General features: G+C 72.5%; 21 protein-coding genes. 9 read left to right on the forward strand and 12 right to left on the reverse strand.

The genetic code is table 11. From position 1 onward, the window contains the following. A partial coding sequence (locus Mth01_RS17535; RefSeq protein ID WP_204016950.1) for an SRPBCC family protein occupies positions 1 to 374 on the reverse strand: 374 nt, incomplete at its 3' end. 227 nt (positions 375 to 601) lie between these two features. On the opposite strand from Mth01_RS17535, the gene Mth01_RS17540 reads away from it, so the two are divergent. From Mth01_RS17540 to fahA, 3 genes are all read left to right on the forward strand, one after another. After that, the gene (locus tag Mth01_RS17540) at positions 602 to 1,873 is read left to right on the forward strand and encodes an MFS transporter (RefSeq protein WP_204016951.1); all 1,272 of its coding nucleotides are present in this window, start codon (positions 602 to 604) and stop codon (positions 1,871 to 1,873) included. Between the two features lie 216 nt (positions 1,874 to 2,089). After that, positions 2,090 to 3,007 (forward strand): hypothetical protein, encoded by a 918-nt coding sequence (locus Mth01_RS17545; RefSeq protein WP_239089764.1) that lies wholly within the window; start codon positions 2,090 to 2,092, stop codon positions 3,005 to 3,007. Between the two features lie 34 nt (positions 3,008 to 3,041). Next, positions 3,042 to 4,253 carry a fumarylacetoacetase gene (gene fahA / locus Mth01_RS17550; RefSeq protein ID WP_204016952.1) on the forward strand — a complete coding sequence of 404 codons (1,212 nt, stop codon included), beginning with the start codon at positions 3,042 to 3,044 and terminating at the stop codon, positions 4,251 to 4,253. Between the two features lie 92 nt (positions 4,254 to 4,345). On the opposite strand, the gene Mth01_RS17555 is transcribed toward fahA, so the two are convergent. Together Mth01_RS17555 and Mth01_RS17560 are read right to left on the reverse strand one after the other, a co-directional pair. After that, positions 4,346 to 5,620, reverse strand: coding sequence for an alpha/beta hydrolase (locus Mth01_RS17555; RefSeq protein WP_204016953.1), 1,275 nt, complete (start codon positions 5,618 to 5,620; stop codon positions 4,346 to 4,348). 234 nt (positions 5,621 to 5,854) lie between these two features. Continuing rightward, positions 5,855 to 6,850 carry a LacI family DNA-binding transcriptional regulator gene (locus Mth01_RS17560; RefSeq protein ID WP_204016954.1) on the reverse strand — a complete coding sequence of 332 codons (996 nt, stop codon included), beginning with the start codon at positions 6,848 to 6,850 and terminating at the stop codon, positions 5,855 to 5,857. A 172-nt stretch (positions 6,851 to 7,022) separates the two neighbouring features. On the opposite strand from Mth01_RS17560, the gene ureA reads away from it, so the two are divergent. From ureA to Mth01_RS17585, 5 genes are read left to right on the forward strand one after another with little or no spacing between them, the layout of a single operon-like run. Then, positions 7,023 to 7,754: an urease subunit gamma gene (ureA, locus tag Mth01_RS17565; protein WP_204016955.1), complete on the forward strand. Its 732-nt coding sequence runs from the start codon at positions 7,023 to 7,025 to the stop codon at positions 7,752 to 7,754. After that, positions 7,751 to 9,424 (forward strand): urease subunit alpha, encoded by a 1,674-nt coding sequence (locus Mth01_RS17570; protein ID WP_204016956.1) that lies wholly within the window; start codon positions 7,751 to 7,753, stop codon positions 9,422 to 9,424. Before ureA ends, Mth01_RS17570 begins: the two co-directional genes overlap by 4 nt. Before the next feature lie 40 nt (positions 9,425 to 9,464). Beyond that, complete coding sequence (locus Mth01_RS17575; protein ID WP_204016957.1) at positions 9,465 to 11,093, forward strand: amidohydrolase; 1,629 nt, start codon at positions 9,465 to 9,467, stop codon at positions 11,091 to 11,093. 28 nt (positions 11,094 to 11,121) lie between these two features. Beyond that, positions 11,122 to 12,525, forward strand: coding sequence for an APC family permease (locus tag Mth01_RS17580; RefSeq protein ID WP_204016958.1), 1,404 nt, complete (start codon positions 11,122 to 11,124; stop codon positions 12,523 to 12,525). Then, positions 12,522 to 13,361 carry a nitrilase-related carbon-nitrogen hydrolase gene (locus Mth01_RS17585; RefSeq protein WP_204016959.1) on the forward strand — a complete coding sequence of 280 codons (840 nt, stop codon included), beginning with the start codon at positions 12,522 to 12,524 and terminating at the stop codon, positions 13,359 to 13,361. The genes Mth01_RS17580 and Mth01_RS17585 overlap by 4 nt, the downstream gene beginning before the upstream one ends. Before the next feature lie 105 nt (positions 13,362 to 13,466). Here Mth01_RS17585 and Mth01_RS17590 read toward each other — a convergent pair whose 3' ends face one another. Beyond that, positions 13,467 to 14,318, reverse strand: coding sequence for an enoyl-CoA hydratase/isomerase family protein (locus tag Mth01_RS17590; RefSeq protein ID WP_204016960.1), 852 nt, complete (start codon positions 14,316 to 14,318; stop codon positions 13,467 to 13,469). Between the two features lie 178 nt (positions 14,319 to 14,496). On the opposite strand from Mth01_RS17590, the gene Mth01_RS17595 reads away from it, so the two are divergent. After that, positions 14,497 to 15,423 (forward strand): AraC family transcriptional regulator, encoded by a 927-nt coding sequence (locus Mth01_RS17595; protein WP_204016961.1) that lies wholly within the window; start codon positions 14,497 to 14,499, stop codon positions 15,421 to 15,423. A 70-nt stretch (positions 15,424 to 15,493) separates the two neighbouring features. Here the strand turns inward: Mth01_RS17595 and Mth01_RS17600 are convergent, their stop codons facing one another. The 8 genes from Mth01_RS17600 to Mth01_RS17635 all read right to left on the reverse strand — a co-directional run bounded on the left by Mth01_RS17600 (position 15,494) and on the right by Mth01_RS17635 (position 23,702). After that, positions 15,494 to 16,057, reverse strand: coding sequence for a hypothetical protein (locus Mth01_RS17600; protein ID WP_204016962.1), 564 nt, complete (start codon positions 16,055 to 16,057; stop codon positions 15,494 to 15,496). A gap of 75 nt (positions 16,058 to 16,132) precedes the next feature. Then, complete coding sequence (locus Mth01_RS17605; RefSeq protein ID WP_204016963.1) at positions 16,133 to 17,626, reverse strand: hydrogenase large subunit; 1,494 nt, start codon at positions 17,624 to 17,626, stop codon at positions 16,133 to 16,135. Next, entirely contained in the window at positions 17,623 to 19,125 is a 1,503-nt protein-coding gene (locus tag Mth01_RS17610; protein ID WP_239089765.1) for a proton-conducting transporter transmembrane domain-containing protein, read from the reverse strand. Before Mth01_RS17610 ends, Mth01_RS17605 begins: the two co-directional genes overlap by 4 nt. 16 nt (positions 19,126 to 19,141) lie before the next feature. Continuing rightward, positions 19,142 to 19,825 (reverse strand): hypothetical protein, encoded by a 684-nt coding sequence (locus tag Mth01_RS17615; RefSeq protein ID WP_204016964.1) that lies wholly within the window; start codon positions 19,823 to 19,825, stop codon positions 19,142 to 19,144. Beyond that, the gene (locus Mth01_RS17620; RefSeq protein WP_239089766.1) at positions 19,825 to 20,793 is read right to left on the reverse strand and encodes a respiratory chain complex I subunit 1 family protein; all 969 of its coding nucleotides are present in this window, start codon (positions 20,791 to 20,793) and stop codon (positions 19,825 to 19,827) included. The genes Mth01_RS17615 and Mth01_RS17620 overlap by 1 nt, the downstream gene beginning before the upstream one ends. Further along, the gene (locus Mth01_RS17625) at positions 20,790 to 22,847 is read right to left on the reverse strand and encodes a proton-conducting transporter transmembrane domain-containing protein (RefSeq protein ID WP_204016965.1); all 2,058 of its coding nucleotides are present in this window, start codon (positions 22,845 to 22,847) and stop codon (positions 20,790 to 20,792) included. The genes Mth01_RS17620 and Mth01_RS17625 overlap by 4 nt, the downstream gene beginning before the upstream one ends. Continuing rightward, entirely contained in the window at positions 22,844 to 23,326 is a 483-nt protein-coding gene (locus Mth01_RS17630; RefSeq protein ID WP_204016966.1) for an NADH-quinone oxidoreductase subunit B family protein, read from the reverse strand. The genes Mth01_RS17625 and Mth01_RS17630 overlap by 4 nt, the downstream gene beginning before the upstream one ends. A gap of 31 nt (positions 23,327 to 23,357) precedes the next feature. After that, positions 23,358 to 23,702, reverse strand: coding sequence for an ArsR/SmtB family transcription factor (locus tag Mth01_RS17635; protein WP_204016967.1), 345 nt, complete (start codon positions 23,700 to 23,702; stop codon positions 23,358 to 23,360). Positions 23,703 to 24,177 lie beyond the last annotated feature (475 nt).

A 24,177-nucleotide genomic window follows, 5' to 3' on the forward strand; every position in this document is an offset into this window, starting at 1 on the left:
GTCCGCCCGCCGGTGAGCAGGCCCACCAGCGGCGCCGGCAGGCCGGACTGGTCGATCGTGAGGAGGAGCGATCCGCCGCCCGGTCGAGGTGTGATCGCGTGCCCCGCGACCGTGGTCACGCCTCCGCTGGTCGCCTGCCAGACGAAGGAGCCGCCCTCCGTGAACTCGGTCACCTGCCAGACCATCACGGGAAGCCCCGGTTGCTTGATCCGGACACGGCTGCCGAGGCCCAGTGGACCGTCCCCTTGACCGTTGCCGAGAAACTCGAGCTCGGTCACCGTGGGGAGGAACTCGGGCCACCTGGCCACGTCCGTCATGACCCGCCAGATCCGCTCCGGAGACGCGTCGATGTCGATGCCGGTCTCGAATCGCATAACGGTCGACCCCCGGGTCAGTTGGGTTTGACGAGCGTCGTCTCCCGCATCCTACAGAGAAACGATCTACGGAAGTGAGGAGGCCTCCCCACGGTCCCGATCGCACTGGTCAGCCTGCGGTCGACGCCTACTACGCCCTGCTGGTCCGGTCGCCGCGGCCGGAAAACCTGTGCCGGACTCCTACCTGAATGCCGGATGATGGCGACAGGCAAACGAAAGGTGGCCCAGTGGGTGGTTTAGGCAGAATCGGGGTCCTTGTCGTCGCCAACCTGCTCGGTGGAGTCGGAGTCGCCGCCGGGGTCGCGGTCGGTGCGCTGCTCATCGAGGCGGTCGGCGGCACCACGATGGCGGGGCTGGGCTCGGCCGCGAACGTGCTCGGCGCGGCGGTCGCCGCGGTGCCGCTGGCCGCGGTCGCGTCCCGGCACGGGCGGCGCTGGTCGCTCACCCTGGGCTATGCGCTCGCCGCCATCGGCGGCGCTCTGATCATCGCCGCCGCGGTGATCTCCAATATCGTCGTCCTGCTGGCCGCGCTGGCCTTCTTCGGCGTCGCGCAGGCGGTGAACCTGCAGACCCGGTACGCGGCGGCCGACGACGTCCCGCCTGCCACCCAGGCCAGGGCGATGTCGACGGTGATCTGGGCGACCACCATCGGGTCGGTGGCCGGACCCAACCTCAGCGAGGTGGGGGACAGGCTCGGCGTACGGCTCGGGCTGCCCGTTCTGTCCGGCCCCTACCTGTTCTCGGTCCTGTCCTTCGTGTTGGCGGCGGCGGTGGTGGCGCTGCTGTTCCGGCCTGCCGTACGGCCCCGGGAGGCGGCTGCGGCCGGTTCGGCGGGGTCCGCCGGGACGGAACCGACGGTGGGTGCGATGGCGGCGCTGCGCTGGGCGGCGGCGCATCCGACCGCGCGGTTCGCGGTGGTGCTCATCGCGGCGGCACACGCCGTGATGATCACGGTGATGGTGATGACCCCGCTGCACCTGCAGCACCACGGGATGACGCTGCAGGTGGTCGGCATCGTGATCAGCCTGCACATTTTGGGGATGTACGGGTTCAGTCCGGTCTTCGGCTGGCTGGCCGACCGGCTCGGCGTGGTCCGGGTCGCGTTCGGCGGCATCGCGATGCTCTCGGTGGCCCTCGTGCTCGGTTTCCTGGCCGCGGCCACCCCGGCGGGCGGGGCTCTCACCGCGGTGGCGCTGACCGTCCTCGGGGTGGGCTGGTCGGCGTCGGTGATCTCCGCTTCCGCGCTGCTGACGAGCGCCTCGCCGGCCCGGGTCCGGGTGCCGCTGCAGGGTGTCACCGACGCGGGCATGAGCTACGCGGGGGCCGTGGCGGCCGCGCTGGCCGGGCCGATCCTCGCATTCGGGGGTTTCCACGCGGTCAACATCGCCGCGGCGGTCATCCTGGTGCCCGCCGTGGTGGCCGGTGCCGCAGCCCTTCGCGGCCGGGGCGCCGACGCCGAGTCCCCGAGCAGCCGAGGCGTGACCGAACGCGCGAGTTGAGCGGGGACGGGGAGACTGTCGGTGTGCGGGGGGAGCCTCACGCTGCCGGCGGGTGACCGCACCCTTGCCGGGGTGACCGCACGATAAGGGCCTGTTGTGCAGATTGTCCGGCGTAGATCGATTTGGTGCCGGATGGTCTGGGCATATTGCCCGGTACGGCCTGGCCCCGGCGAGTTCGTGCTGATCAGCGGGGTAAAGGTCCACTAGCATGCGATCGTGGACAGCGACGAGGTGACGTTCTCCGGTGGCGAGGCCCGTGGCGAGGAACTGTTCGCCTCGCTGTTCGACGACGCCGCGCTCTTCCCGCCCGGCAACGCGCCCATGGCCGCGGCCGTACCGGCGCATCGCCGCCATCGCGCGTCGTGGTACGCCGGTTTCGTCGGCCCGTTCATCTGTGCGGACACCCGGCTGGCCGAGCTCCCGGCGGACCTGGCGATCAGCGTCGTGGTGACGGGCGGACCGGCGGCGATCGAGGGGCTGGTCGAGGGGCTGGCCGAGGGGTTGGCCGAGGGGCTCGGCACGCTGCCGAACGCGGTGGCGCTGGAGGTCTCGGGCGTGGCGGATCCGGCCGACGCGGCGGCGGCCGTGACCGCGCTGCGGGCCTGGATGAGCGGCAACCGGGCGAGCGGCAACCGGGCGAGCGGCCCCGACAGGGGCGCCGCCGGGTTCGTCGAGGTTCCACGGGGCGAGGCGTCCCTTCCCGTGCTGGACGTGCTCGCGGGCACGGCGTTCCTCGCGAAGTTCCGTACCGGCGGCCTCCAGGCGCAGGCGTTCCCGTCCGAGGCAGAGTTGGCCGGGGCGATCGTCGCCTGCGCGGACCGGGGCCTGCCGTTCAAGTGCACCGCCGGGCTGCACCATGCCGTACGGCACACCGCGCCTGACACGGGCTTCGAGCACCACGGGTTCCTCAACGTGCTGCTCGCCACGAGCGCGGCCCTGGACGGCGTGGCGGCGGACGAGGTGGCCGGGGTGCTCGCCGAGCGGGATGCCGCCGCGGTGGCAGACCGGATCCGCGCCCTCGGCGACGACGAGGTGGCGGCGGCCCGCCGGATGTTCCGATCGTTTGGCACCTGCAGCATCGACGAGCCTCTCGACGACCTGGCCGCGCTGGGCCTGATCACCGTACCCGCCTGATCAGCATTCGGACCGCGACCGTACAGGAGCGACTGTGACCTGGATCGACCTTCGAGACGACGGATGGGGCCTGGACAATCTGCCCTACGGCGTGTTCTCCACCGGCGGGCCGGACCGACGGGTGGGCGTGGCGGTCGGCGGGCACGTCCTGGACCTGGGCGCCGCCGCGCGGGACCTGTGGCCGGCCATGGCGGGCACGTTCGCCGAGGGCACGCTCGACCGTTTCATGGCCCGGGGGCGGGCCGTGTGGGACGAGACCCGCGAGCGCGTCACCGGCTGGCTCACCGACGCCGCCCACGAGCGCGCTGTGCGGCCGCACCTGGTGGACCGGGACGCGGTGCGGCTCCACCTGCCCTTCACCGTCGCCGACTACGTGGACTTCTACGCCTCAGAGCACCACGCCGCCAACCTCGGCCGCATGTTCCGCCCCGGCCAGGAGCCGCTGACCCCGAACTGGCGGCACCTGCCGATCGGCTACCACGGCAGGGCGGGCACGGTCGTGGTGTCCGGCACGCCGGTCGTACGGCCATGCGGGCAGCGCCGCACCCCGGACGGTGACATCGTCTTCGGCCCGTCGACCCGCCTGGACATCGAGGCCGAGCTGGGATTCGTCGTGGGCGCCCCCTCCGAGCCGGGCATGCCGGTGCCGATGGAGGATTTCGCCGACCACGTCTTCGGGGCCTGCCTGGTCAACGACTGGTCGGCCCGGGACATCCAGTCGTGGGAGTACGTGCCGCTGGGTCCCTTCCTCGGCAAGTCGTTCGCCACGTCGGTCTCCCCGTGGGTGGTCCCGCTGGCGGCGCTCGGACGCGCCCGGGTCGAGCCGCCGGTACGCGACCCGAGGCCGCTGCCCTACCTGGACGACGCGGGCATGGAGGACTGGGGGCTGGACATCCGACTGGAGGTCAGGCTGAACGGCCACGTGGTGTCGCGGCCGCCGTTCGCCGGGATGTACTGGACGGCCGCCCAGCAACTCGCCCACATGACGGTGAACGGCGCGAGCCTGCGCACCGGTGACCTGTTCGCCTCGGGCACGATCAGCGGACCCCGGCCGGATGAGCGCGGCTCCCTGATCGAGCTGTCCTGGGCGGGCGAGTCGCCGATCGAGCTGCCCGACGGGAGCAAGCGCACGTTCCTCGAAGACGGCGACGAGGTCGTCATCACCGCCACCGCTCCAGGAAGGAACGGGAGCGCCGTCTCCTTCGGCGAGGTCCGCGGCGTCATCGTCCCGCCCCGAGCCGGCTGAAACACCGCGCCCGGCTCGGATCTCCAGCCGGGTGGATGGAGCGGACGGGCCCCGGTTCCAGCTGGAACCGGGGCCCGTCGTCACTCAGCCGGTCAGCACGCCTGGTGCGTGGCCGGCGTCCGTCTCGCGAAGACCGCGTCGGCGAAGGCGCGGGCCTCGCCGTACGAGGCCGCCACGGTCGTCCTGTGGTCCGGCCCGGTGGCGGGCGGCGAGCCCAGCAGCAAGTAGTCCACCAGGGGCCTGCTGTTGGCGCACAGCCGTGGAATGAGCGGGTTCACCTGGGTCGCCGGATCGACGAGCGTGTCGCCCCAGCTGGAGACCACCATCGTCGGCACCCGCAGTCTGAGGTGCTCGGACGCCTGGCTGTCGAGGTAGGCGGTCAGCTTCGCCTGCTCGGTCTCGGTGCCGTCGGCGAAGGGGTTGCGCGGTGCGGCGGCGTACACCTGCTCGGCGACCGCGTACGAGTCCTCGATGCACCCGTTGCGGCCGACCTCCAGCAGCGGCTGCGCCTCGGGGATCAGCATCGCCGCGGCGTCGATGGCCGGATCGGCGGCTTCGGCCCCGCTCAGGATGGTCGGCAGGAAGGCCAGCACCGCGATCGCCTGGGCCCGCGGCATGTGCGGGATGGCGGAGAAGTACGAGGTGGTGACCTTCAGGTTGTGGCCGCCGGGGGAGATGGCGACCGCGCCCAGAAGTCGGACGTCGCGGCGCGGGTCGCTTTGGGCGGCGGTCCAGAGCGCGGAGTGCCCGCCCTGGCTGTGGCCCATCACGACGTAGTTCTTGCCGACGCGCGGGTCGAGGGCGCGGGCCGCGCGCACGATGTCGACCACCGTGTTGGCGGCGCTCGGCCCGTTCAGGTAGGGATGGACGCCCGGGGTGCCCAGGCCCTCGTAGTCGGTCTGCACGACGGCGTAGCCGGCGGCCACGTACCTGTCGAGTGTCTGACTGGCGGTCCCGATGTAGCCGCCGTCCTGGCGGGTGGGGGTGCACCGATCGGCGTTGCCCACGGTGCCGTGCGCCCAGCTGATGACCGGCCAGCCGCCCGCCGGCGCCTTGCCCCGCGGGATCGCGACCGCGCCGGTGACCTCGATGCGCCGGCCCCGGGCGCCCACGGAGACGTAGCGGACCAGGCGATTCGACGCGGCGCTGGGCAGGACGGTGGCGCCGGTCAGCTTGGTGCTGCGCAGCAGCCTGCCTCGCTGGCCGGGCGGGACCGACTGATGGGACGAGTTGCCGATCGCGTGGCCGGTCCCGTTGCCTTCGGCGCTACCTGCCTGCGCGGTGGTGATTCCGCCGGCGGTCAGCAGGGCGACCGTCCCGGTTACGGCGATGGCCCGGGACATCCAGGCCAGACGCGTGGTGCTCATCAGTGTTCCTCCTCGTGGGGGATACCGCCGGTCCGCCACGTCCTGTGGCGGTGTCGTTCACCTGTGCGTCTCCTCGGATGTCGATGGGCGGCATCCAACCGGTGAAGATCACGCTGCGGCAACCCGCCATCCCGCTCAGCGGGATGGCGGGTTGCGCGACGAGAGTTCCAGCTCGCGTCCGCCGCTTCCGGCGGTCGGCCCGCCCCGTCCGAAGATCCGAAATCCGCACAGGCTTCAGTGTGACGTGCTGGCCCGGATCATCAGTTCGGTGGGGAGGATCTCGACCGTGCCCGGCGCGACGTGGCCGGCGAGGATGCCGGCGAGCAGCCGCGCCGCCCGGCGGCCCATCTCGCGGGGGGCGATGTCGACCGCGGTGATGGGGGTGGCCAGGCCGCGCAGTGAGGGGCTGTCCACGTAGGAGGCCACCAGCAGGTCGGCGGGCACGTGGCGGCCCTGCTGGAGGGCGGCGTGCACCGCGCTGGTCGCGCCGCCGTCGGGGACGGAGACGATCGCGCCGACGCCGCCCGGCGCGCGCAGGGCCTCGGCCACCGCGTGGTTCACGTCCTCCGGATCGCAGACGAAGGGCACGTCGTAGACGAGCGCCTCGCGGCCGTTGTCGGCGCACCAGGCCCGGTAGGCGGTGCGGATGTCCAGGCCGAAGGAGGTCTCCTCGCCCGGGCAGAGCAGTGCGATGTGGTCGCCGCGGCCGGACAGGTGATCGAGCAGGGTGCGGGTCCCCGCCCGATGGTCGGACTCGACCCGGCCCGCGTGCCGGGCGCCCGGCGTCAGGTCCCGCTCGCAGGTGACGACCGGGACGCGCAGGTCGGTGAGCGTCCCCAGCATCGGGTCGCCGAGCACGGGGTCGGAGACCATCACTCCGTCGATGTGCGGCGGCGGCGTGCGGCCGGGGTCCGCGGGGGCCGGGATGAGGGTGAGCGCCAGGTCGTGCGCGAGCGCCTCCTCGGCGGCGCCGATGGCGAGGTCCATGTAGTACTCGAGCCCGATGGTGCGCGCCGGGAAGTACAGGCCGATGGCCCCGGTGCGGCCGCCGCGCAGGTTGCGGGCGCTCCGGTTGGCGACGTAGCCCAGCTCACGGGCGATCGCGGCCACCCGCTCGCGGGTGGCGGCGGGCAGCCGGCCACGCCCGCTCAGCGCGTCCGACACGGTCGTCTTCGACACCCCCGCGGCGCGGGCCACGTCCTGCAGGGTGATCGGTCGGGATTCGTTCATCGAGGTCAACGGTACTCGCAAAGATCGGCTGCCATCCCCTGTGGTAACGATCCGGACCACATTGGCGGAACGTTCCTTCAACCCTATTGCAGGAACGTTCCTGTGCGTGGTCTAATCGCGCTCACCTTCTCCGACCCCCTGCGCCCACGCCCTGGACACGGAGGTGACAGTCGTGCATCTCACCCCTGCGGAACGCGACCGGCTGCTGCTGTTCACCACGGCGGAGCTGGCCAGGGCGCGGCGGGCCCGCGGCCTGCGGCTGAACGTGCCCGAGGCCACCGCGCTGATCGCCGACACGGTGTGCGAGGCGGCGCGCGACGGCCGGCGGCTGAGCGAGGCGATCGAGGCCGGCCGCTCGGTGCTGACCCACGAGGACGTGCTGCCCGGCGTCGCCGACGTGGTCACCGAGGTGCGGGTCGAGGCGGTCTTCGACGACGGGACCCGGCTGGCCGTGGTCACCGGGCCGTTCGGCCCGGCGGGGCCCGGCCCGACAGGGCCCGGCGCGGTGATCCCCGGGAAGCCTCAAGCCGAGCCGTACGGCGACGACGCGGTGGACGGGGTGGACGCGGTGGACGGGGTGGACGCGGTGACGGTGGAGGTCGTCAACACGGCGGCCGTGCCGATCAGCGTCACCTCGCACTTCCACTTCTTCGAGGTGAACCCGCGGCTGCGCTTCGACCGGGCCGCCGCCTACGGGCGGCATCTGGCCGTACCGGCCGGAACGGCCGTACGGTTCGACCCCGGCGCGGCCAGTGAGGTGCGGCTGGTGCCGATCGGCGGCGCGCGGGTGGCGGTCGGCTTCGCCGGCCTGGTGGACGGTCCGCTGGACGCGCCCGGCGCCCGCGAGGCGGCGCTGGAACGGGCCCGGGCCTGCGGCTACCTGGGAGCGGGGGAGCAGGCATGAACGGTGGCGACTACGCGGCGGTGTACGGGCCGACGACCGGAGACCGGGTGGTGCTCGGCGACACCGGGCTGGTGGTGGAGGTCGAGGCCGACGCGCAGCGGTACGGCGAGGAGTTCCTGGCCGGATTCGGCAAGACCGCCCGCGACGGCCTGCACCTGAAGGCGACCTCGGTGCGCGACACCTGTGACCTGGTCGTGTCCAACGTGCTGATCCTCGACCCGGTGCTGGGGGTGCGCAAGGCCTCGATCGGGATCCGGGCGGGCCGGATCGCCGCGATCGGCCGGGCGGGCAACCCCGACACCCTCGACGGGGTCGACGTGGTGGTCGGCACCGGGACCACGATCATCAGCGGGGAGGGCCTGATCGCCACGGCCGGGGTGATCGACACCCACGTCCACCTGATGTCCCCGCGGGTGATGGAGGCGTCGCTGGCCTCCGGGGTGACGACGATCCTCGGCCAGGAGTTCGGCCCGGTGTGGGGGGTCGGGGTGAACTCGCCGTGGGCGCTGCGCACCGCGTTCGCCGCGTTCGACGCCTGGCCGGTCAACATCGGCTTCCTGGCCCGTGGCTCCTCCTCCCGGCCCGAGCCGCTCATCGAGGCGCTGGCCGAGGGTGGTGCCTGCGGCTTCAAGGTGCACGAGGACATGGGCGCGCACGCACGGGCGCTCGACACCGCGCTGCGGGTCGCCGAGGACCACGACGTGCAGGTCGCGCTGCACACCGACGGCCTGAACGAGAGCCTTTCGGTACGGGACACCCTGGCCGTGCTGGAGGGGCGCACGATCCACGCCTTCCACATCGAGGGCTGCGGCGGCGGGCACGTGCCCGACGTGCTCAGCCTGGCCGGGCAGCCGCACGTCATCGGTTCCTCAACGAACCCGACGCTGCCGTTCGGCCGGGACGCCGTCGCCGAGCACTACGACATGATCGTCTCCTGTCACGGGCTGTCTCCGGACCTGCCGAGCGACGAGGCGATGGCCCGCGACCGGATCCGCGCGCAGACCATGGGCGCCGAGGACGTGCTGCACGACCTCGGCGTCATCCCGATCACCTCCTCCGACGCCCAGGGCATGGGCCGGGCCGGGGAGACGGTCCGGCGGACCTTCGCCCTGGCCGCGAAGATGAAGGCCGAGCGGGGGGCAGAACACGACCGGCACGACAACGCCCGCGTCCTGCGTTATCTGGCCAAGCTCACCGTCAACCCGGCGCTGGCGCACGGCCTCGGCCACGAGATCGGCTCGATCGCGGTGGGCAAACTCGCCGACCTCGTGCTGTGGCAGCCGGCCCGGTTCGCCGCCACCCCGCACCTCGTGCTCAAGGCCGGGTTCCCGGCCTGGGGGGTGACCGGCGACCCCAACGCGGCGGTGGACAGCGCGCAGCCGCTGGTCCTCGGGCCGCAGTTCGGCGGGTACGGCGCAGCCCCGGCCGAGCTGGCCGTCGCCTTCGTCAGCCGGTCCGCCCGCGACGCCGGGGAGGACCGCCTGCCCACCCGCCGCCGCCGCGTGGCCGTACGCGGCACGCGCGGCATCGGCCTGCCCGACATGGTGCGCAACACCCGCACCGGGCGGGTCCACGTCGATCCCGGCACCGGCGCGGTCGACCTGGACGGTGAGCCGCTCACCTCCAGACCGGCCGAACGGGTGTCCCTGTCCCGCCTGTACTTCCTCTGAAACCCCTCAATCTCTCTCAGAACCAGGAGGTGCGCACCGAGTGACTCCGTACGCCGATCTTGTCATCACCGGGGCCGACGTCTACACCGTGGACGCGGCCCGGAGCTGGTCCGACGCGGTGGCCGTACGCGGGGACCGGATCGTCGCGCTCGGCGCGGCGGCCGCCGGGGAGCTCATCGGCCCGCGCACCCGGGTGATCGAGTCGCGCGGCGGGATGGTGCTGCCCGGCTTCCAGGACGCGCACGTCCACGCCCCGTTCGCCGGCCGGAACCGGCTGAACGTGGACCTGAACGGCCTGGCCGGCCGGCAGGCCTACCTCGACCGCATCGCCGCCTACGCGGCGGCCGACCCCGACGTGCCCTGGATCGTCGGCGGCGGCTGGGCGATGGAGTACTTCCCCGGCGGCACGCCCAGCAAGGACGACCTCGACGCGATCGTGCCGGACCGGCCGGTGTTCCTGTTCAACCGGGACGTGCACGGCGCCTGGGTGAACTCGGCCGCGCTCGCCGCGGCCGGGATCGACAGGGACACCCCCGACCCGGCCGACGGCCGCATCGAGCGCGACCCGCGGACCGGCGAGCCGACCGGCACCCTGCACGAGGGCGCCGCCTACAGCTTCAACGACCGCCACGTCCCGCTGCCCAGCCGGCAGGACTGGGAGGCCGCGATCCTCAACGCGCAACACCACCTGCACTCCCTCGGCATCACCGGCTGGCAGGACGCCTGGGTCACCCCGGCCACGCTGGACGCCTACCGCTCGCTCGACGCCTCCGGCCGGCTCACCGCCCGGGTGGTCGGCGCGCTGTGGTGGGACCGGCATCGCGGACTCGACCAGATCCCGGAGTTCCTCGGCCAGCGGGAGATGGGCACCGACCGGTTCCGCCCGACCACCGTGAAGATCATGACTGACGGGGTGATGGAGAACTACACCGGCGCGCTGCTCGAGCCGTACTGCGACGGCTGCGGCGGGCACACCGACAACCACGGCCTGTCGTACGTCGAACGCGACCTGCTGGCCGCGGCGGTGACCGAGCTGGACCGGCTCGGCTTCCAGGTGCACATGCACGCGATCGGCGACCGTGCCGTACGCAACGCGCTCGACGCCGTGCAGGCCGCGCGGGCCGCCAACGGCGGCGGCGACAACCGGCACCACATCGCGCACCTGCAGCTGGTGCAGCCCGAGGACGTGCCCCGCTTCCGCGAGCTGGGCGTCACCGCCAACTGCCAGGCGTACTGGGCGCAGATGGAACCGCAGATGGAGGAGCTGACGCTGCCGTTCCTCGGCCGGGACCGCGCCGACCTGCAATATCCGTTCGGCGACCTGCTCCGCACCGGCGCGACGCTGGCGATGGGCAGCGACTGGGCGGTGACCACCGCCAACCCGCTGGAGGAGATCGAGGTCGCGGTCACCCGCATCGACCCGGACAACCGCGGCAACGCGCCGTTCCTGCCCGAGCAGGCGCTGCCGCTGCCGGTCGCGCTTGCCGCGTTCACCGCCGGCTCCGCCTACGTCAACCACGACGACGACGCCGGCACCATCGCCGTCGGCAAGCGCGCCGACCTCGCCGTCCTCGACCGCGACCTGTTCAGCCGCGCCGCCGGTCCGGTCGGCGACGCGCACGTCGACTACACCATCGCCGCGGGCTCCGTCGTGTACGAGCGCCCGTAAGTCCGTAAGGAGCCCTGAGGAGGGTTCGATGCCAAACCAGCCCACCCCCCACTCCACCCCCAACACCACGACGACACATCTGCAGCGGGTGCTCGGCATGCCCTCGCTGGTGCTGTTCGGTCTGGCCTACATGGTGCCGCTGACCGTGTTCACGACGTACGGGATCGTCACCGACCTGACCGAGGGGCACCTGCCCGGGGCGTACGTCGTCACGCTCACGGCCATGCTGTTCACCGCCTACAGCTACGGGCGGATGGTCCGGGCGCATCCGTACGCCGGATCGGCCTACACCTACACGCAGAAGTCCTTCGGCCCGCACCTGGGATTCATGACCGGCTGGGCCCTGATGCTGGACTACGTTTTCCTCCCGATGATCAACTATCTGGTCATCGGCATCTACCTGCACGCCGCCTTCGACATGATCCCGATCTGGGTGTGGATCCTCGCCGCGATCGTCCTGGTCACCGGGCTGAACGTGCTGGGCATCCGCATGGTCAGCCGGATGAACCTCATCCTGATCGCGATCCAGATCGTGTTCATCGCGGTGTTCCTGGTGGGCGCCCTGCGCGCCGTCGCCGGCGAACCGCTGCCGTCGCTCACCGCGCCGTTCTTCAGCGACGGCGCCGACACCTCGAAGATCCTCGGCGGCGCCGCGATCCTGTGCCTGTCCTTCCTCGGGTTCGACGCGGTCTCCACACTGTCGGAGGAGACCCACGACCCGCGGCGGCGGGTGCCCCGGGCGATCATGCTGACGACGCTGGCCGGCGGCGTCATGTTCATCGTCATCTCCTACGTCGGCCACCTGGCCTTCCCCAACTGGCAGTCGTTCACCGACGTGGACTCGGCGGCGCTGGACGTCATGAAGCACATCGGCGGTGCCGCCATGGCCGCCTTCTTCACCGCCGCCTACATCTCCGGGTGTTTCGCCTCGGCGATGGCCTCCCAGGCGAGCGTGTCGCGCATCCTGTACGCCATGGGCCGCGACGGCGTGCTGCCGCGGCGGTTCTTCGCCTACCTGCACCCCCGGTTCCGCAACCCGGTGCTGGCCACCCTCGCGGTCGGCGCGGTGTCGCTGGTGGCGCTGTTCATCAGCCTGGATCTGGCCTCGGCGATGATCAGTTTCGGTGCGCTCGTCGCGTTCTCGTTCGTGAACCTCTCGGTGATCAAGCACTATGTCGTGGACGAGGGCCGGCGGACCGCCGCCGACCTGGTCAAGTTCGGCGTGGTGCCCGCCATCGGCGTGCTGCTCAGCCTGTGGCTGTGGACCAGCCTGTCCGGGCTGACGTTCATCGTCGGGCTGTCCTGGGTCGCGGCCGGGTTCATCTACCTGCTCGGGCTGACCCGGATGTTCACCCGGCGCCCGCCGGAACTGCGCCTGACCGAGGTCGAGCTGGACGACGAGGCGGAGCCCGGACCGGCGGTGCGGTCATGACCGTACGGGTCGCCGTATGTCAGCTGGCTCCCGTGGTCGGCGACCCTGAACGCAACCTCGACCTGGCGCTGGCCGCGGTGTCGGCGGCGGCCGACCGGGGAGCCCGGCTGGTCGTGCTGCCCGAGCTCGTGACCAGCGGATACGTCTTCGCCGACGAGGCGGAGGCACGTGCGACGGCGCAGGCGCAGGACGGTCCCGCGGTGACCGCCCTCGCCCGGGCCGCCCGCGACCGCGGCCTGGTGGTCTGCTTCGGCTTCGCGGAGCTGGACGCCGACGGGCTGCTGCGCAACAGCGCCGCGCTGGTCGACGCCGACGGCCTGCGCGCGGTCTACCGCAAGGCGCACCTGTGGGATCGGGAAAAGGAGATCTTCATCCCGGGGGACGACCCGCCTCCGGTGGTCGAGACCGAGCTCGGCAGGGTCGGCCTGGTCATCTGCTACGACCTGGAGTTTCCGGAGTGGCTGCGGCTGGCCGCGCTGCGGGGCGCCCAGATCGTGTGCGCGCCGACCAACTGGCCGGCCGAGCCCCGGCCGCCGGGGGAGCGGCCGATCGAGGTGGTGCGCGCGCAGGCGAGCGCGTCGGTCAACCGGATCTTCCTGGCGGTCGCCGACCGGGCCGGCACCGAGCGCGGGGTGGAGTGGGTGTCCGGGTCGGCGATCATCGGCCACGACGGCTTCCCGCTGAGCGAGGCCGAGCCGGGCGGCCGCGAGCAGATCCTGCTGGCCGACTGCGCCCTCGCCGAGGCGGCCGACAAGCGGATCTCCCCCCGCAACGACGTCCTCGCCGACCGCCGCCCCCACCTCTACGGCGGAGTCACCCAGCCTCCGCAGTTGTGACTCCTCCGTCTCTGAAATAGATAGGAGTACACTTCGACGAAGTACACTTCTATCAATTGGGTGGCCCTTCCGGTTGCCGCCTGGTGGGCCACGCCGCGACATGACTCAGTTGAGGCGGTCGAGCAGGCCCTCGAGGTCGAGCTCGCCGTCGCGGGTCTGCGCGCCGGCCGTGACGGCGCGTCGCATCCGCTCGACGACAGACGGCGGGGCGGGGTAGACCTTGGCGTGCGCCTGAGCCTCCTCGAGGAGGTCCGGGACGGCACCGCTGGCTTCGGCGGCGTCGATGGCCTGCATGGCGGCCTCGGCGACACCGGGCGGCAGGGCCGCGATCCGGCGTGCGAGGGAGTCGACGAAGGCGTCGAGGTCCTCGGGAGCTATCGCACGGTTGATCCAGCCGTAGCGTTCGGCCAGGTCGGTGTCGAAGAGTTCGGCGCCGAGGACGACTTCGAGCGCGCGGGCGCGGCCGAGCAGCCGGGTGAGGTACTGCGTGCCGCCCCCGCCGGGGAAGATGCCCATCCGGGTCTCCGGCTGGGCCAGCCAGGTCCGACCACGGGCGGCGAAGCGCATGTCGGCGGCCATGGCGAGCTCGGCGCCGCCGGCCCGGAGCCGTCCGCGCAGTTTGGCGATGGTGACCTGCGGCAGCGTGCGGAACCGTTCGTGCAGCTGCTGGAGCGGATTGAGGTTCGGATCCCCGTCGTCGTCGGCCAGCTCCGTCAGCTCGTCGGGCTCGAACATCCACTTGAGGTCGGCGTGCGCGGAGAAGAACTCCGGGTTCGCGGACTCCAGGACGATCACGCGTACCGCGTCGTCGTCCCTGACCGAGCGGACGAACCGGATCAGGTCGGTGACCAGCGCCCTGTCGAGGGTGTTGATCGGCGGGTTGTCCAGGGTGACGGTCGCGACGGCGCCCTCACGGGTGACGCGCAGTGCGGTGTAGCCGGTGTCGGTGAGCGGCATCGGTTCTCCTTCAGGATCGTTCGGTCCGGGCGGGGTTCGCGCCGCCCGGTGTCGATATCGACCGTACGGAGACTCGCGTTGTCGAGTCGATGCCTGAAAAGCTCATGATTTTGCCCATCTGTGTCACCAAATGCGGTGGGATGCACCACTCGGTGCCGCAGGGATGTACGGTCGTGTCATGGATGTGCTGGCCGACGCGCTGTCGGTGGCAGGCGTACGCGGCACCGTGGCGGTGCGGATCGACGGCGGCGACGACTGGGCCGTGTCCTGGGCGCGGAACGCCGACGCGGTGCTCTACGCCGTGACGACCGGCACGGCCTGGCTGACGCCGGACACCGGGCAGGACGACACGCCCGTGGAACTGCTGCCCGGTGACGTGATCTTGTTGCCCACCGGTGCCGCGCACAGCATCGCCAGTGACGCGCACCGCACACCGGCGCCCTGCGACACCGCGCTCGCGGACCACGCGAGGCGGGCAGGCGCACCGATGCGTCTCGGTTCCGGCGACACCCGCACCCACCTGCTCGGCGCGTCCTACCGGCACGACCGGGTGGTCTCGCTGCACGTGTTCGACCTGCTGCCGCCGATCGTGCACATCCGAGCCGGCCGCGTGAACAGCGCCCTCGACGACACGGTGCGCCTGCTCACCCGAGAGATCTGTGACCCGCAGATCGCCACCACGGTCGTGCTCGACCGGCTCGTCGACGTCATCCTCGTCCAACTGCTGCGCCGCTGGCTGAGCACCTGCCCGGACCTCGCCCGCGGCTCCTGGCTCGGCGCTCTCGCCGACCCGTTGGTCACCGAAGCCATGGTCCGCATGCATCAGCAGCCCGCCCGGCCGTGGACCACCGAGACGCTCGCCCGCGACCTCACGGTGTCCCGTTCCACCCTGACCCGACGCTTCCAGGACGTCACCGGACAGAGCCCGGGTGCGTACCTGACCCGATGGCGAATGGACCTCGCCGCCCGCCGGCTACGCGACACCGACGACAGCATCGAGACCATCGCCCGATCCGTCGGATATACCTCCGTCTACGCCTTCAACCGCGCGTTCCGCCGCACACGATCCCAGCCGCCGGCCCGCTTCCGCCTCAGCACCCGCTGACCGTCGCTGCCTCCCGAGATGATGTGGAAGCCGGTGCCCTTGGAACCTGCGACGGTTCCGGGGGCCGCGGTCAGATGAAGGGATCGACGATCGGCAGCAGGACCAGGATGAGGCAGGCCGCCAGGACCAGCCATGACTTGGGCCGTCCGGCGCTCGTCCGCCGCCAGACGATCGCCAAGGCCGCCGCCACGGCGAGCGCCAGGAGCAGGTGGGCGCCGTACCACACGGGCATCGGGATCTTCCCCGTGACCGTGCCGGAGAACAGGTCGTCGGGCAGCGCGTAGCCGACGACCAGGGTGAGCGTGCCCAGTCCCAGCAGCGCGACCCCGGCCAGCACCTGCCGGGCCGTGAGGCCGGCCACCGCACGCAGCGCCATCAGCACCAGGAGAGCCTGGGAGAACCCGTGGTGCGCCTGCCGCATCAGCAGGCCGCCGCGCACGTCGAAGCTGATCTGCAGGGTCGAGTGGTAGGCCTCGCTCATCTGGACGCCGTGCAGCGGCGTGTAGGAGCCGTCGTAGGAGACCGTCCCGCCGTCCGGGGTGTAGAAGAACGCGAGGAAGCCGCCGGTGATCAGGACGACCACGAAGCAGGAGATGAGCAGCGCGTTCAAGATCACCGTTAACGTCTGTCGCACGCGGCTTATCTCACCACAAGTCGCAGCTTGATGATCGGCGCACCGTGGGGTGGACCGACGTGAGCCCGGTGCGGGTCAGAGGTCGTTGCCGGCGTAGGACAGGTTGAAGCTCTTGTTGACCAGCGGGAAGTCGGGGACGATCGCGCCGCTCAGCGCGACGGGCAGGGCCGGCCAGTTGAAGAACGACGGGTCGACGATCTTCACGCGGGACAGCGTCCCGTCCCCGGCGAGCTCGACGCGATGGACGATCGTCCCCCGCCAGCCCTCGGCGATCCCGACGCCCGACGCCGGCCCCCCGGCCGTCACGCGCTCGCCGAGCTGGACGCCGGCGGACAGGCCGGCCACCAGCCGGTTGATCAGCTCGACCGAGACCGCGATCTCCTCGGCGCGCACCTGGAACCGGGCGAGCACGTCCCCGCTGGTACGGGTGACCACGCTGAGCGGCCCGATGTCGGCGAACGGGTGGTCGCGGCGGGCGTCCACGTCGAGGCCGCTGGCCCGCGCGACGTACCCGAGGACGCCGAGGTCCCGCGCCGCCTCCGCCGACAGCTCGGCCGTGCCCGCGAACCGGTCGAGGACGACGGTGTGCCCGAGCGCGAGATCGACGATCTCCGCGACGTCGGCGGCGACGGCCGACATGATGGCGGGATCGGGCAGGACGCGCAGCTCCGCACCGCCCGGGATGACCCCGCCGCGCAGCAGCCGGTGGCCGGTGACCTCGGCGTTGAGCCGCAGCAGCCGCTCACGGACCCGCTGGGCATGGGCGTTCAGGATGGCGTGGGCCACGTCGTTGCACAGCGCGCCGAGATCGGTGACGTGGTTGTACAGCCGTTCCAGCTCCAGGAGGACGGCCCGCATGAGCTGCGCCTTCCGCGGCACCGCGCATCCCGTGGCCTCCTCCACGGCCAGGCAGTACGCCAGGGCGTGACCGACGGAGGTGTCACCGCTCACCCGCTCGGCGAGCTCGAGCCCGTCGGCGGGGGCGCGGCCCTCGAAGAGCTTCTCGATGCCCTTGTGCACGTACCACAGCCGGGCCTTCAGCTTCAGGATCGTCTCGCCCACGACCGAGAACCGGAAGTGTCCCGGCTCGATCATCCCGGCGTGCACGGGCCCGACGGGGATCTCGTAGACACCCGGCCCGGTCACGGTCAGGAACGGAAAGGGCCCTTCGGGGTCGCCGAACGACGGCGGCGGCCCGGCGTCGGCGCGCATCGGATACCACCCGCGCGGCCAGTGGTGGTGGCGCACCAGGCGGCGCGGCAGCGGATGATCGGCCGGCACGATGCCGTACAGGTCGCGCATCTCGCGTTCGAACCGTCCTGCGGGAAATGACAGCGCGGCGAGGCTGGGCACGACCGGATCGTCGGCGGGCAGGTGCACCCGCAGCTCGGTACGCCGTTCCGGGCCCTGATCGAAGCCGGCGGCGGTGAACAGGTAGACGACGCGGAAACCGCCGGCCTGCTCGCACGCGGACACGAGCGCCAGCCGGTGGCCGCCGTCGCCGAGCAGCCGCGCGGCGTGGCCGGGCAGCTCGCCGGGGCCGATGTCGAGGACGAGACGTTCGGTCATGGCGTGACTCCGGCTATGGTCGCGGCGGTTTCGAGCAGCGGCCGCAGCGGCCCGGTCCAGACGCCGAGCACGGCGGCCGCGGCCAGCCCGGCGACCAGCGGCAGGGCGGCCGTGCGCGGCAGCAGCCGTACGGCGCCCGCCGGGTCGTCCGGACCCGCCGCATCGGAGAACTGGGGGGGACCGAGCAGCATGCGCCCGGCGTGGCGGGCGACGGCGGCGAACACGACGAGCAGCAGCACGAGAGCCGCGCCCGTCGCCCAGCCCGCCCAGGCGCCGGACCGGAACCCGGCCCGTACGATGCCGATCTCGCTGGCGAACAGGCTGAACGGCGGCAGCCCGAGCACGGCGGCCAGCCCGAGGCCGAAGGCCCCCGCGAGCAGCGGCGCCCGCCGGGCCAGGCCGCGGATCGCGGTGATCCGGCTGCTGCCGGCCGCCAGGTTGATGTGGCCGGCCGACAGGAACAGCACCGACTTGGCCAGGCCGTGCCCGAGGATGTGCAGCAGGACGGCCATGAGCGCCAATCGACCGCCGATGGCGGCTCCCAGGGCCAGCAGGCCCATGTGCTCGATGCTGGAGTAGGCCAGCATGCGCTTGTAGTCGCGCTGGGCGATCAGCAGCGCGGCGGCCACCGCGAGCGAGCCGAGCGCGGCGGCCAGCAGCAGCGTCCGGGTGAAACCGGCGCCGAGCGCCGCGTCGGAGATCACCTTGACCCGCAGGATCGCGTAGAACGCCACCGACAGCAGCACGCCGGACATCAGCGCGGACACCGGCGCCGGCGCCTGGCTGTGCGCGTCGGGCAGCCAGGCGTTCATCGGGGCGAGCCCGGCCTTGGCGCCGAAGCCGAGCACGAGCAGGGCGACCGCCATCCGCGTCACGCCGGGGTCGAGCGCGGCGGCGTGCCCGGCCAGCACCGCCCAATCCAGGCCCGCGCCGGCGTCGACGCCCGCGTGCTGCCCCGCGTAGTGCAGCAGCACCACGCCCAGCAGCGCGAGCGCGATGCCGACCGAGCAGATCACCACGTACTTCCACGCGGCCTCGGTCGCCTCCCGGGTGCGGCGGTGCCCGACGAGGAACGCGGTCAGGATCGTGGTGGCCTCGACCGCCACCCACAGCACGCCCAGGCTGGCCGCCAGCACGGCGAGCGCCATCGCGGCGACGAAACCCTGGGTGAACATGCCGTAGCGGCGGGCCGCCCGCGGCCCGCCGTGTCCGGCGGCGGACTCGGCGGCCAGGTAGGCGGGGCTGGCGAGCATCGCGAGCAGCGCGACGGCCCCGATCACGATCAGCATGAACGCGCTCAGCGAGTCGGCGCGCAGCAGCCCGCCGAGGGCCTGCCGCGGCCCGTCGGCGGTGACGGCGGCCAGCGCGATCGCCGCGGCCAGCGAACCGGCGGCGGCCACCGCGCCCAGCCAGGCGGTGGCGGGCCGCCAGCCGAGAACCGCGTACAGGCAGCCGGCCAGCGCCGGCAGCAGCACGGGTGCGCCCACCAGCAGGGTCACGACAGGTCCTCCTCCATCAGTCGTGCAGCTCGCGCAGCTCGCCGAGGTCGGTCCCGCCGAAGGCGGCGCGCATCCGCGTGGTCAGGACCTGCAGCACCAGTACGGCCAGCAGCACGTCCAGCGACACGCCGAGCTCGACCACCAGCGGCACTCCGCTGGTGGTGAGGAACGCGGTCGCCGTGATCGCGTTGTCGATCAGCAGGAAGCCGACCACCTGCGACAGCGCGCGCCGCCGGGTGACCAGCACGAAGAAGCCGACCAGCAGCACGGTCAGCGCCACCGGCACCGCCTGGGTGGCGGGGCCGGGCGACAGCCGCACGATCGGCTGGGACACGGCGTAGGCCACCAGCGCGAGCACCGCCGCGGCCAGCAGCGAGGTCGCCACGTTGACCAGCGGCCGCGTCTCACGCGCCTCCTCACCCGCCGTCCCGTTCCCGGGTGGCGGGGTGTCCAGCGCGCGCCGCATCAGGTACGGCAGCAGCCCGGCCCGCAGCGCCCCCACTCCCACCGCGACGGCGACCAGATGGACCGACCCCTGGCGCAGGCCGAGCACCACGACCATCGCGCCGAGCGCGACGCCCTGCAGGGCGAACAACCTGACGATGGCCGCCAGGTCGCGCCGCCACAGCACCAGCACCCCGGCGAGCAGGAACGCCCCGCAGGCCAGCGCGAGCCACTGGGCGTACATCGAGTCGTTCATCAGGCACCACCCGCCAGGAAGAAGGACGCGGCGACCGCCAGCAGGGCCAGCAGGAAGGACCCGGCGAGCAGCTCGGGGATGCGGAACAGGCGCAGCTTGGCCATGAAGACCTCGCCGACGGCCAGCAGCACGCCCAGGGCGGCCGTCTTCACCGCGAACGCCGCCACACCGATCAGCACGGCGAGCGCTCCCGTGCCGGCCGTGGCCACACCCCAGGGCAGGAACAGGCTGCCCAGCAGGCCGAGCAGTACGGTCAGCCGGGCCGCGGAGGCCCACTCGATCAGCGCGAGATCGGGGCCGGAATACTCCAGCACCATCGCCTCATGGATCATCGTCAGTTCCAGGTGGGTGGACGGGTTGTCCACCGGGATCCGGCCGGTCTCCGCGATCGTCACCACGGCCAGGGCGACGGCGGCCAGCAGGCTGGCCGGGGACAGCACCCGCATCGGGTCCGCCTCGGTCACGTTGACGATCGCGCCCAGGTTGGTCGACCCGGCCCGCACCGACAGGGCGAACACCGACACCAGGATGGTCGGCTCCACCAGCGCGAGCACGGTGACCTCCCGGCTGGCCCCCATGCCGCCGAACGCGGTCCCGGTGTCCAGGCCGCCCAGCGCCAGCGCCACCGAACCCAGCGCGAGCAGCGCGGTCACCGCGAACAGGTCGGCCGCCGAGTCCAGCGGCGACGCCGTGCTGACGAGCGGGACGACGGCCGCCACGACCAGCGCCGTGCCGGCAAGCACCAGCGGCGCCAGGCGGAACGGCCATCCGGTGTCCCGCGGCTCGGTCGGCTCCTTGCGCAGCAGCTTGCGCAGGTCCCGCCACGGCTGCGGCACACCGGCTCCGGCCCGCCCCTCCATGCGGGCGCGCACCTGACGCATCAGCCCGACCAGCAGCGGCGCCCCGGCGATGACGAGCACCACCTGCAGCACGGTCGCGATCAGGCCGCTCATGAGATCACCGCTCATGGGATCACCGCCAGCAGGATCAGCAGGCCGGTGAGCGTCCAGAAGCCGTAGGCCAGGTAGCGGTGCACGCTGCCGTTGGCCAGCGCCCGCGCTCGGCGACCGACCGCGTCGACGGCGGCCAGCACCGGGCCGTACAGCCGCCGCTCGATCCGGTCGGGGACCAGGGCGTGGAAGCGGATCCGCTCCACCAGGTAGGCCGACTCCTGCTTCGGGGTCACGTCGACGTCCGTCTCCGGTCGCAGCACGTCGTCGAAGACACGCTGCAGCGGCTCGGCGAAGGACGTCGCCGTGTACTGCATGCGCGCCGACATGGGTCCGACCCCGCAGTCCCACAGCCGCGCGACCCGCCGCCCGCGCGCCGCGAGCATCCGTACGGCCCCGGCCAGCAGGATGATCGCCGCCACCACGGCCGCGGCGATCAGCAGCGGCGACATGGTGCCCGCGATCCCGGACAGATGCAGCGTCACGGTCTCCATCGCCGGCCCGGAGACCGGACCGGAGACGGGGCCGGTGGCCGGTGCGGCGCCCGGGAGCAGCGTGCCGACCGCGCGGGCCAGGCCGGGCACGATCACGGTGGGGCCGAGCGCGAGGGCGGCGCAGCAGAGCGCGGCCAGGCCCATCCCGCCCAGCATCGACGGCGGGCTCTCCACCGCCCTGTCCGCCTCTGGGCTGCGCGGCCGGGCGAGGAACCCGACGCCGAACGCCTTGACGAACGTGGCGACCGCCAGCCCGGCCGACAGCGCCACCACCCCGACGGCCAGCGGCAGCGCCACCGCCCCGGCGACGCCGGAGGCGGGGATCGCGTGGACGAGGCTCTGCAGCAGCAGCCACTCGCTGACGAACCCGTTGCCCGGCGGCAGCGCGGAGGCCGCCAGCGCCCCGATCGCGAACAGCGCGGTCGTGTACGGCATGCGGGCGCGCAGCCCGCCCAGGACGTCCAGGTCCCTGGTGCCGGTGGCGTACAGCACCGACCCGGCGGCCTGGAACAGCAGCGTCTTGAACGCCGCGTGGTTGACCACGTGCAGCAGCGCGGCCACCAGCGCGAGGGCGGCCAGTCGCGGCGCGCCGCGCGTGGCGAAGAACCCCGCGGCGCCGAGGCCCATCAGCACCAGCCCCATGTTCTCCGTGGTGGAGTAGCCGAGCAGCCGCTTCAGGTCGGCGGACACCGCGGCCTGCAGGATGCCGTACATCGCGGAGACGCCGCCGGCGGCCAGCACCAGCAGCCACCACCAGGCCGGTGCGCCGCCTTCCGACGAGCCGCGCAGCAGGTCGAGGCCGACCCGGGCGATGCCGTACACGCCCATGTTGACCATGGCGGCGCTCATCAGCGCCGACACGTGGCTCGGCGCCTCCGGGTGCGCCCGCGGCAGCCACGCGTGCAGCGGCACGACGCCGGCCTTGGACGCGAACCCGGCGAACGTCGCCAGGAACACCGCGTCGCGGGCGAGGGGCGGCAGATGCGCCGCGCGGAGCTGGTCGAAGGCCTCGCCGTGCGCCCCCGCCGCGAGCCCGGCGAGCCCGGCGAGGATCGCGATCAGCCCGAGATGGGTCATCACGGCGTACCACAACCCCGCACCGCCCACGGCCGTACGGCGGCCATGCTCGGCCAGCACCAGCAGCAGCGAGGTGATCGCCATCAGCTCCCAGGCGACCAGCAGCGTGCTCACGCTCGCCGCGGCCGGCACCAGCAGCATCGACGCGACGAACAGCGGCAGCGTCGCCTGCACCACTCGGCCGGAAAGGCCGTGCCGGGCGTAGCCGATGCCGTAGACGCCCGCGCAGACGGCCACGCCTCCGGTGACCGCGACGAACAGCCCGCCCAGCGGGTCGAGCGCGAGCCGCACCCCGGCCAGCGGCAGCAGATCGGGCAGCCAGGCCGACCAGGCGTGCCCGGCCATGGCGGCCCCGCCCGCCGCCGCGCCCACCGCGCCCGCCGCCGCCGTGCCGAGGCCCGACAACGCGGGCCGGATCCGGGCGGGTACGGCCGGCGCGAGCAGGGCCGTCGCCAGGCACAGGCCGAGCGCGACCGTCAGCAGAGTCCCGGGGACGTTCATCGGCCGGTCAGCCGCCGCAGCGCCGCGACGATGGCCTCGGGCTCGGGCGGGCAGCCGGGCACCTCGGCGTCGACCGGGACCACGTCGCTCACCGCGCCGGCGACGCCGTACGCACCGGCGAACACCCCGCAGTCGCGGGCGCAGTCACCGACGGCGATGACGAGCCGGGGCTGCGGCACCGCTTCGTAGGTGCGCCGCAGCGGCACCTCCATGTTGCGCGTGACCGGGCCGGTCACCAGCAGCGCGTCGGCGTGCCGGGGAGAGGCCACGAGCCGGGCCCCGTACCGCTCGGCGTCGTGGACGGGGCCGAAGGCCGAGCCGATCTCCACCTCGCAGCCGTTGCACGACCCGGCGTCCACGTGGCGGAACTGTACGGACCCGCGCAACTCGGCCGCCTCCGGCGGCGCCTCCCCGGTGGGTCGTTCGGGCGCGGGCTCGGCGACCCGTCCGGTCTTTCTGATCTTGCGCCACAGGCTCACGCGGCGGCTCCTGCTTCCAACTCGGATGATCTCATTGGGACCGGGGTTGTTCCTCCTGCCGCAGCTCGGCCAGCACCCTTCCCTGGCCGGAGAGCACCTCGGTGAGGATCCGCCGGGCCGCGCGCAGTAGATCGGCCACATCGCCGCAGCTCAGGGCGTACACAACGGTGGATCCCTCGCGGGTGGCGGTCACGAGGCCCGCGCGGCGCAGGACGGCGAGCTGCTGCGACAGGTTCGACGGCTCGACCTCGATGTCCGCGAGCAGGTCACGCACCGGCAGCGGGCCGTCCTGGAGCAGCTCGAGCACCCGCACGCGCACCGGATGGCCGAGCGTGCGGAAGAACTCCGCCTTGACCTGATGGAGGGGCACGGACACGGTCAGTTCCTCTCCATGTCTAAGCCGCGTCGCGCCGTCGGCGCGACACTCCCGAAAAGTTGGACATGTCGGAAACTCACCAATCCAGTATGTGACGAATTGACGATTTCTTCAAGTCGCCACACACCCCCATGATCGTGTGCTCATGATCGAACAGAACAGAAGTTCGAATCCATGTTCGGGATGGTGATCTGCCCGCGCATCGGCGCGCCGATGCGAAACCGGCGTGTCAACATTTCATCGGCCCTATGACCGGGGTTTCCACGGGCTCAATCGTCTGGGATAACGCGGCTACCGCGAACGATTGACATTCGATTCCAACCACGGGTTGAGGACTGGCCGGCGATCTCTCCCTAGATTTCTCGGCGTCAGGATCCCCACTGCGCTCGGAAGCGCCGCGCCGCCTGCCGAGAAATGCCGAGGCCGCATCCCTTATAGCGCTCTGTCCGGATCCACGGATCACTTCCCATCCCCT

The sequence above is a fragment of the Sphaerimonospora thailandensis genome, assembly GCF_016863115.1.
Classification (GTDB): domain Bacteria; phylum Actinomycetota; class Actinomycetes; order Streptosporangiales; family Streptosporangiaceae; genus Sphaerimonospora; species Sphaerimonospora cavernae.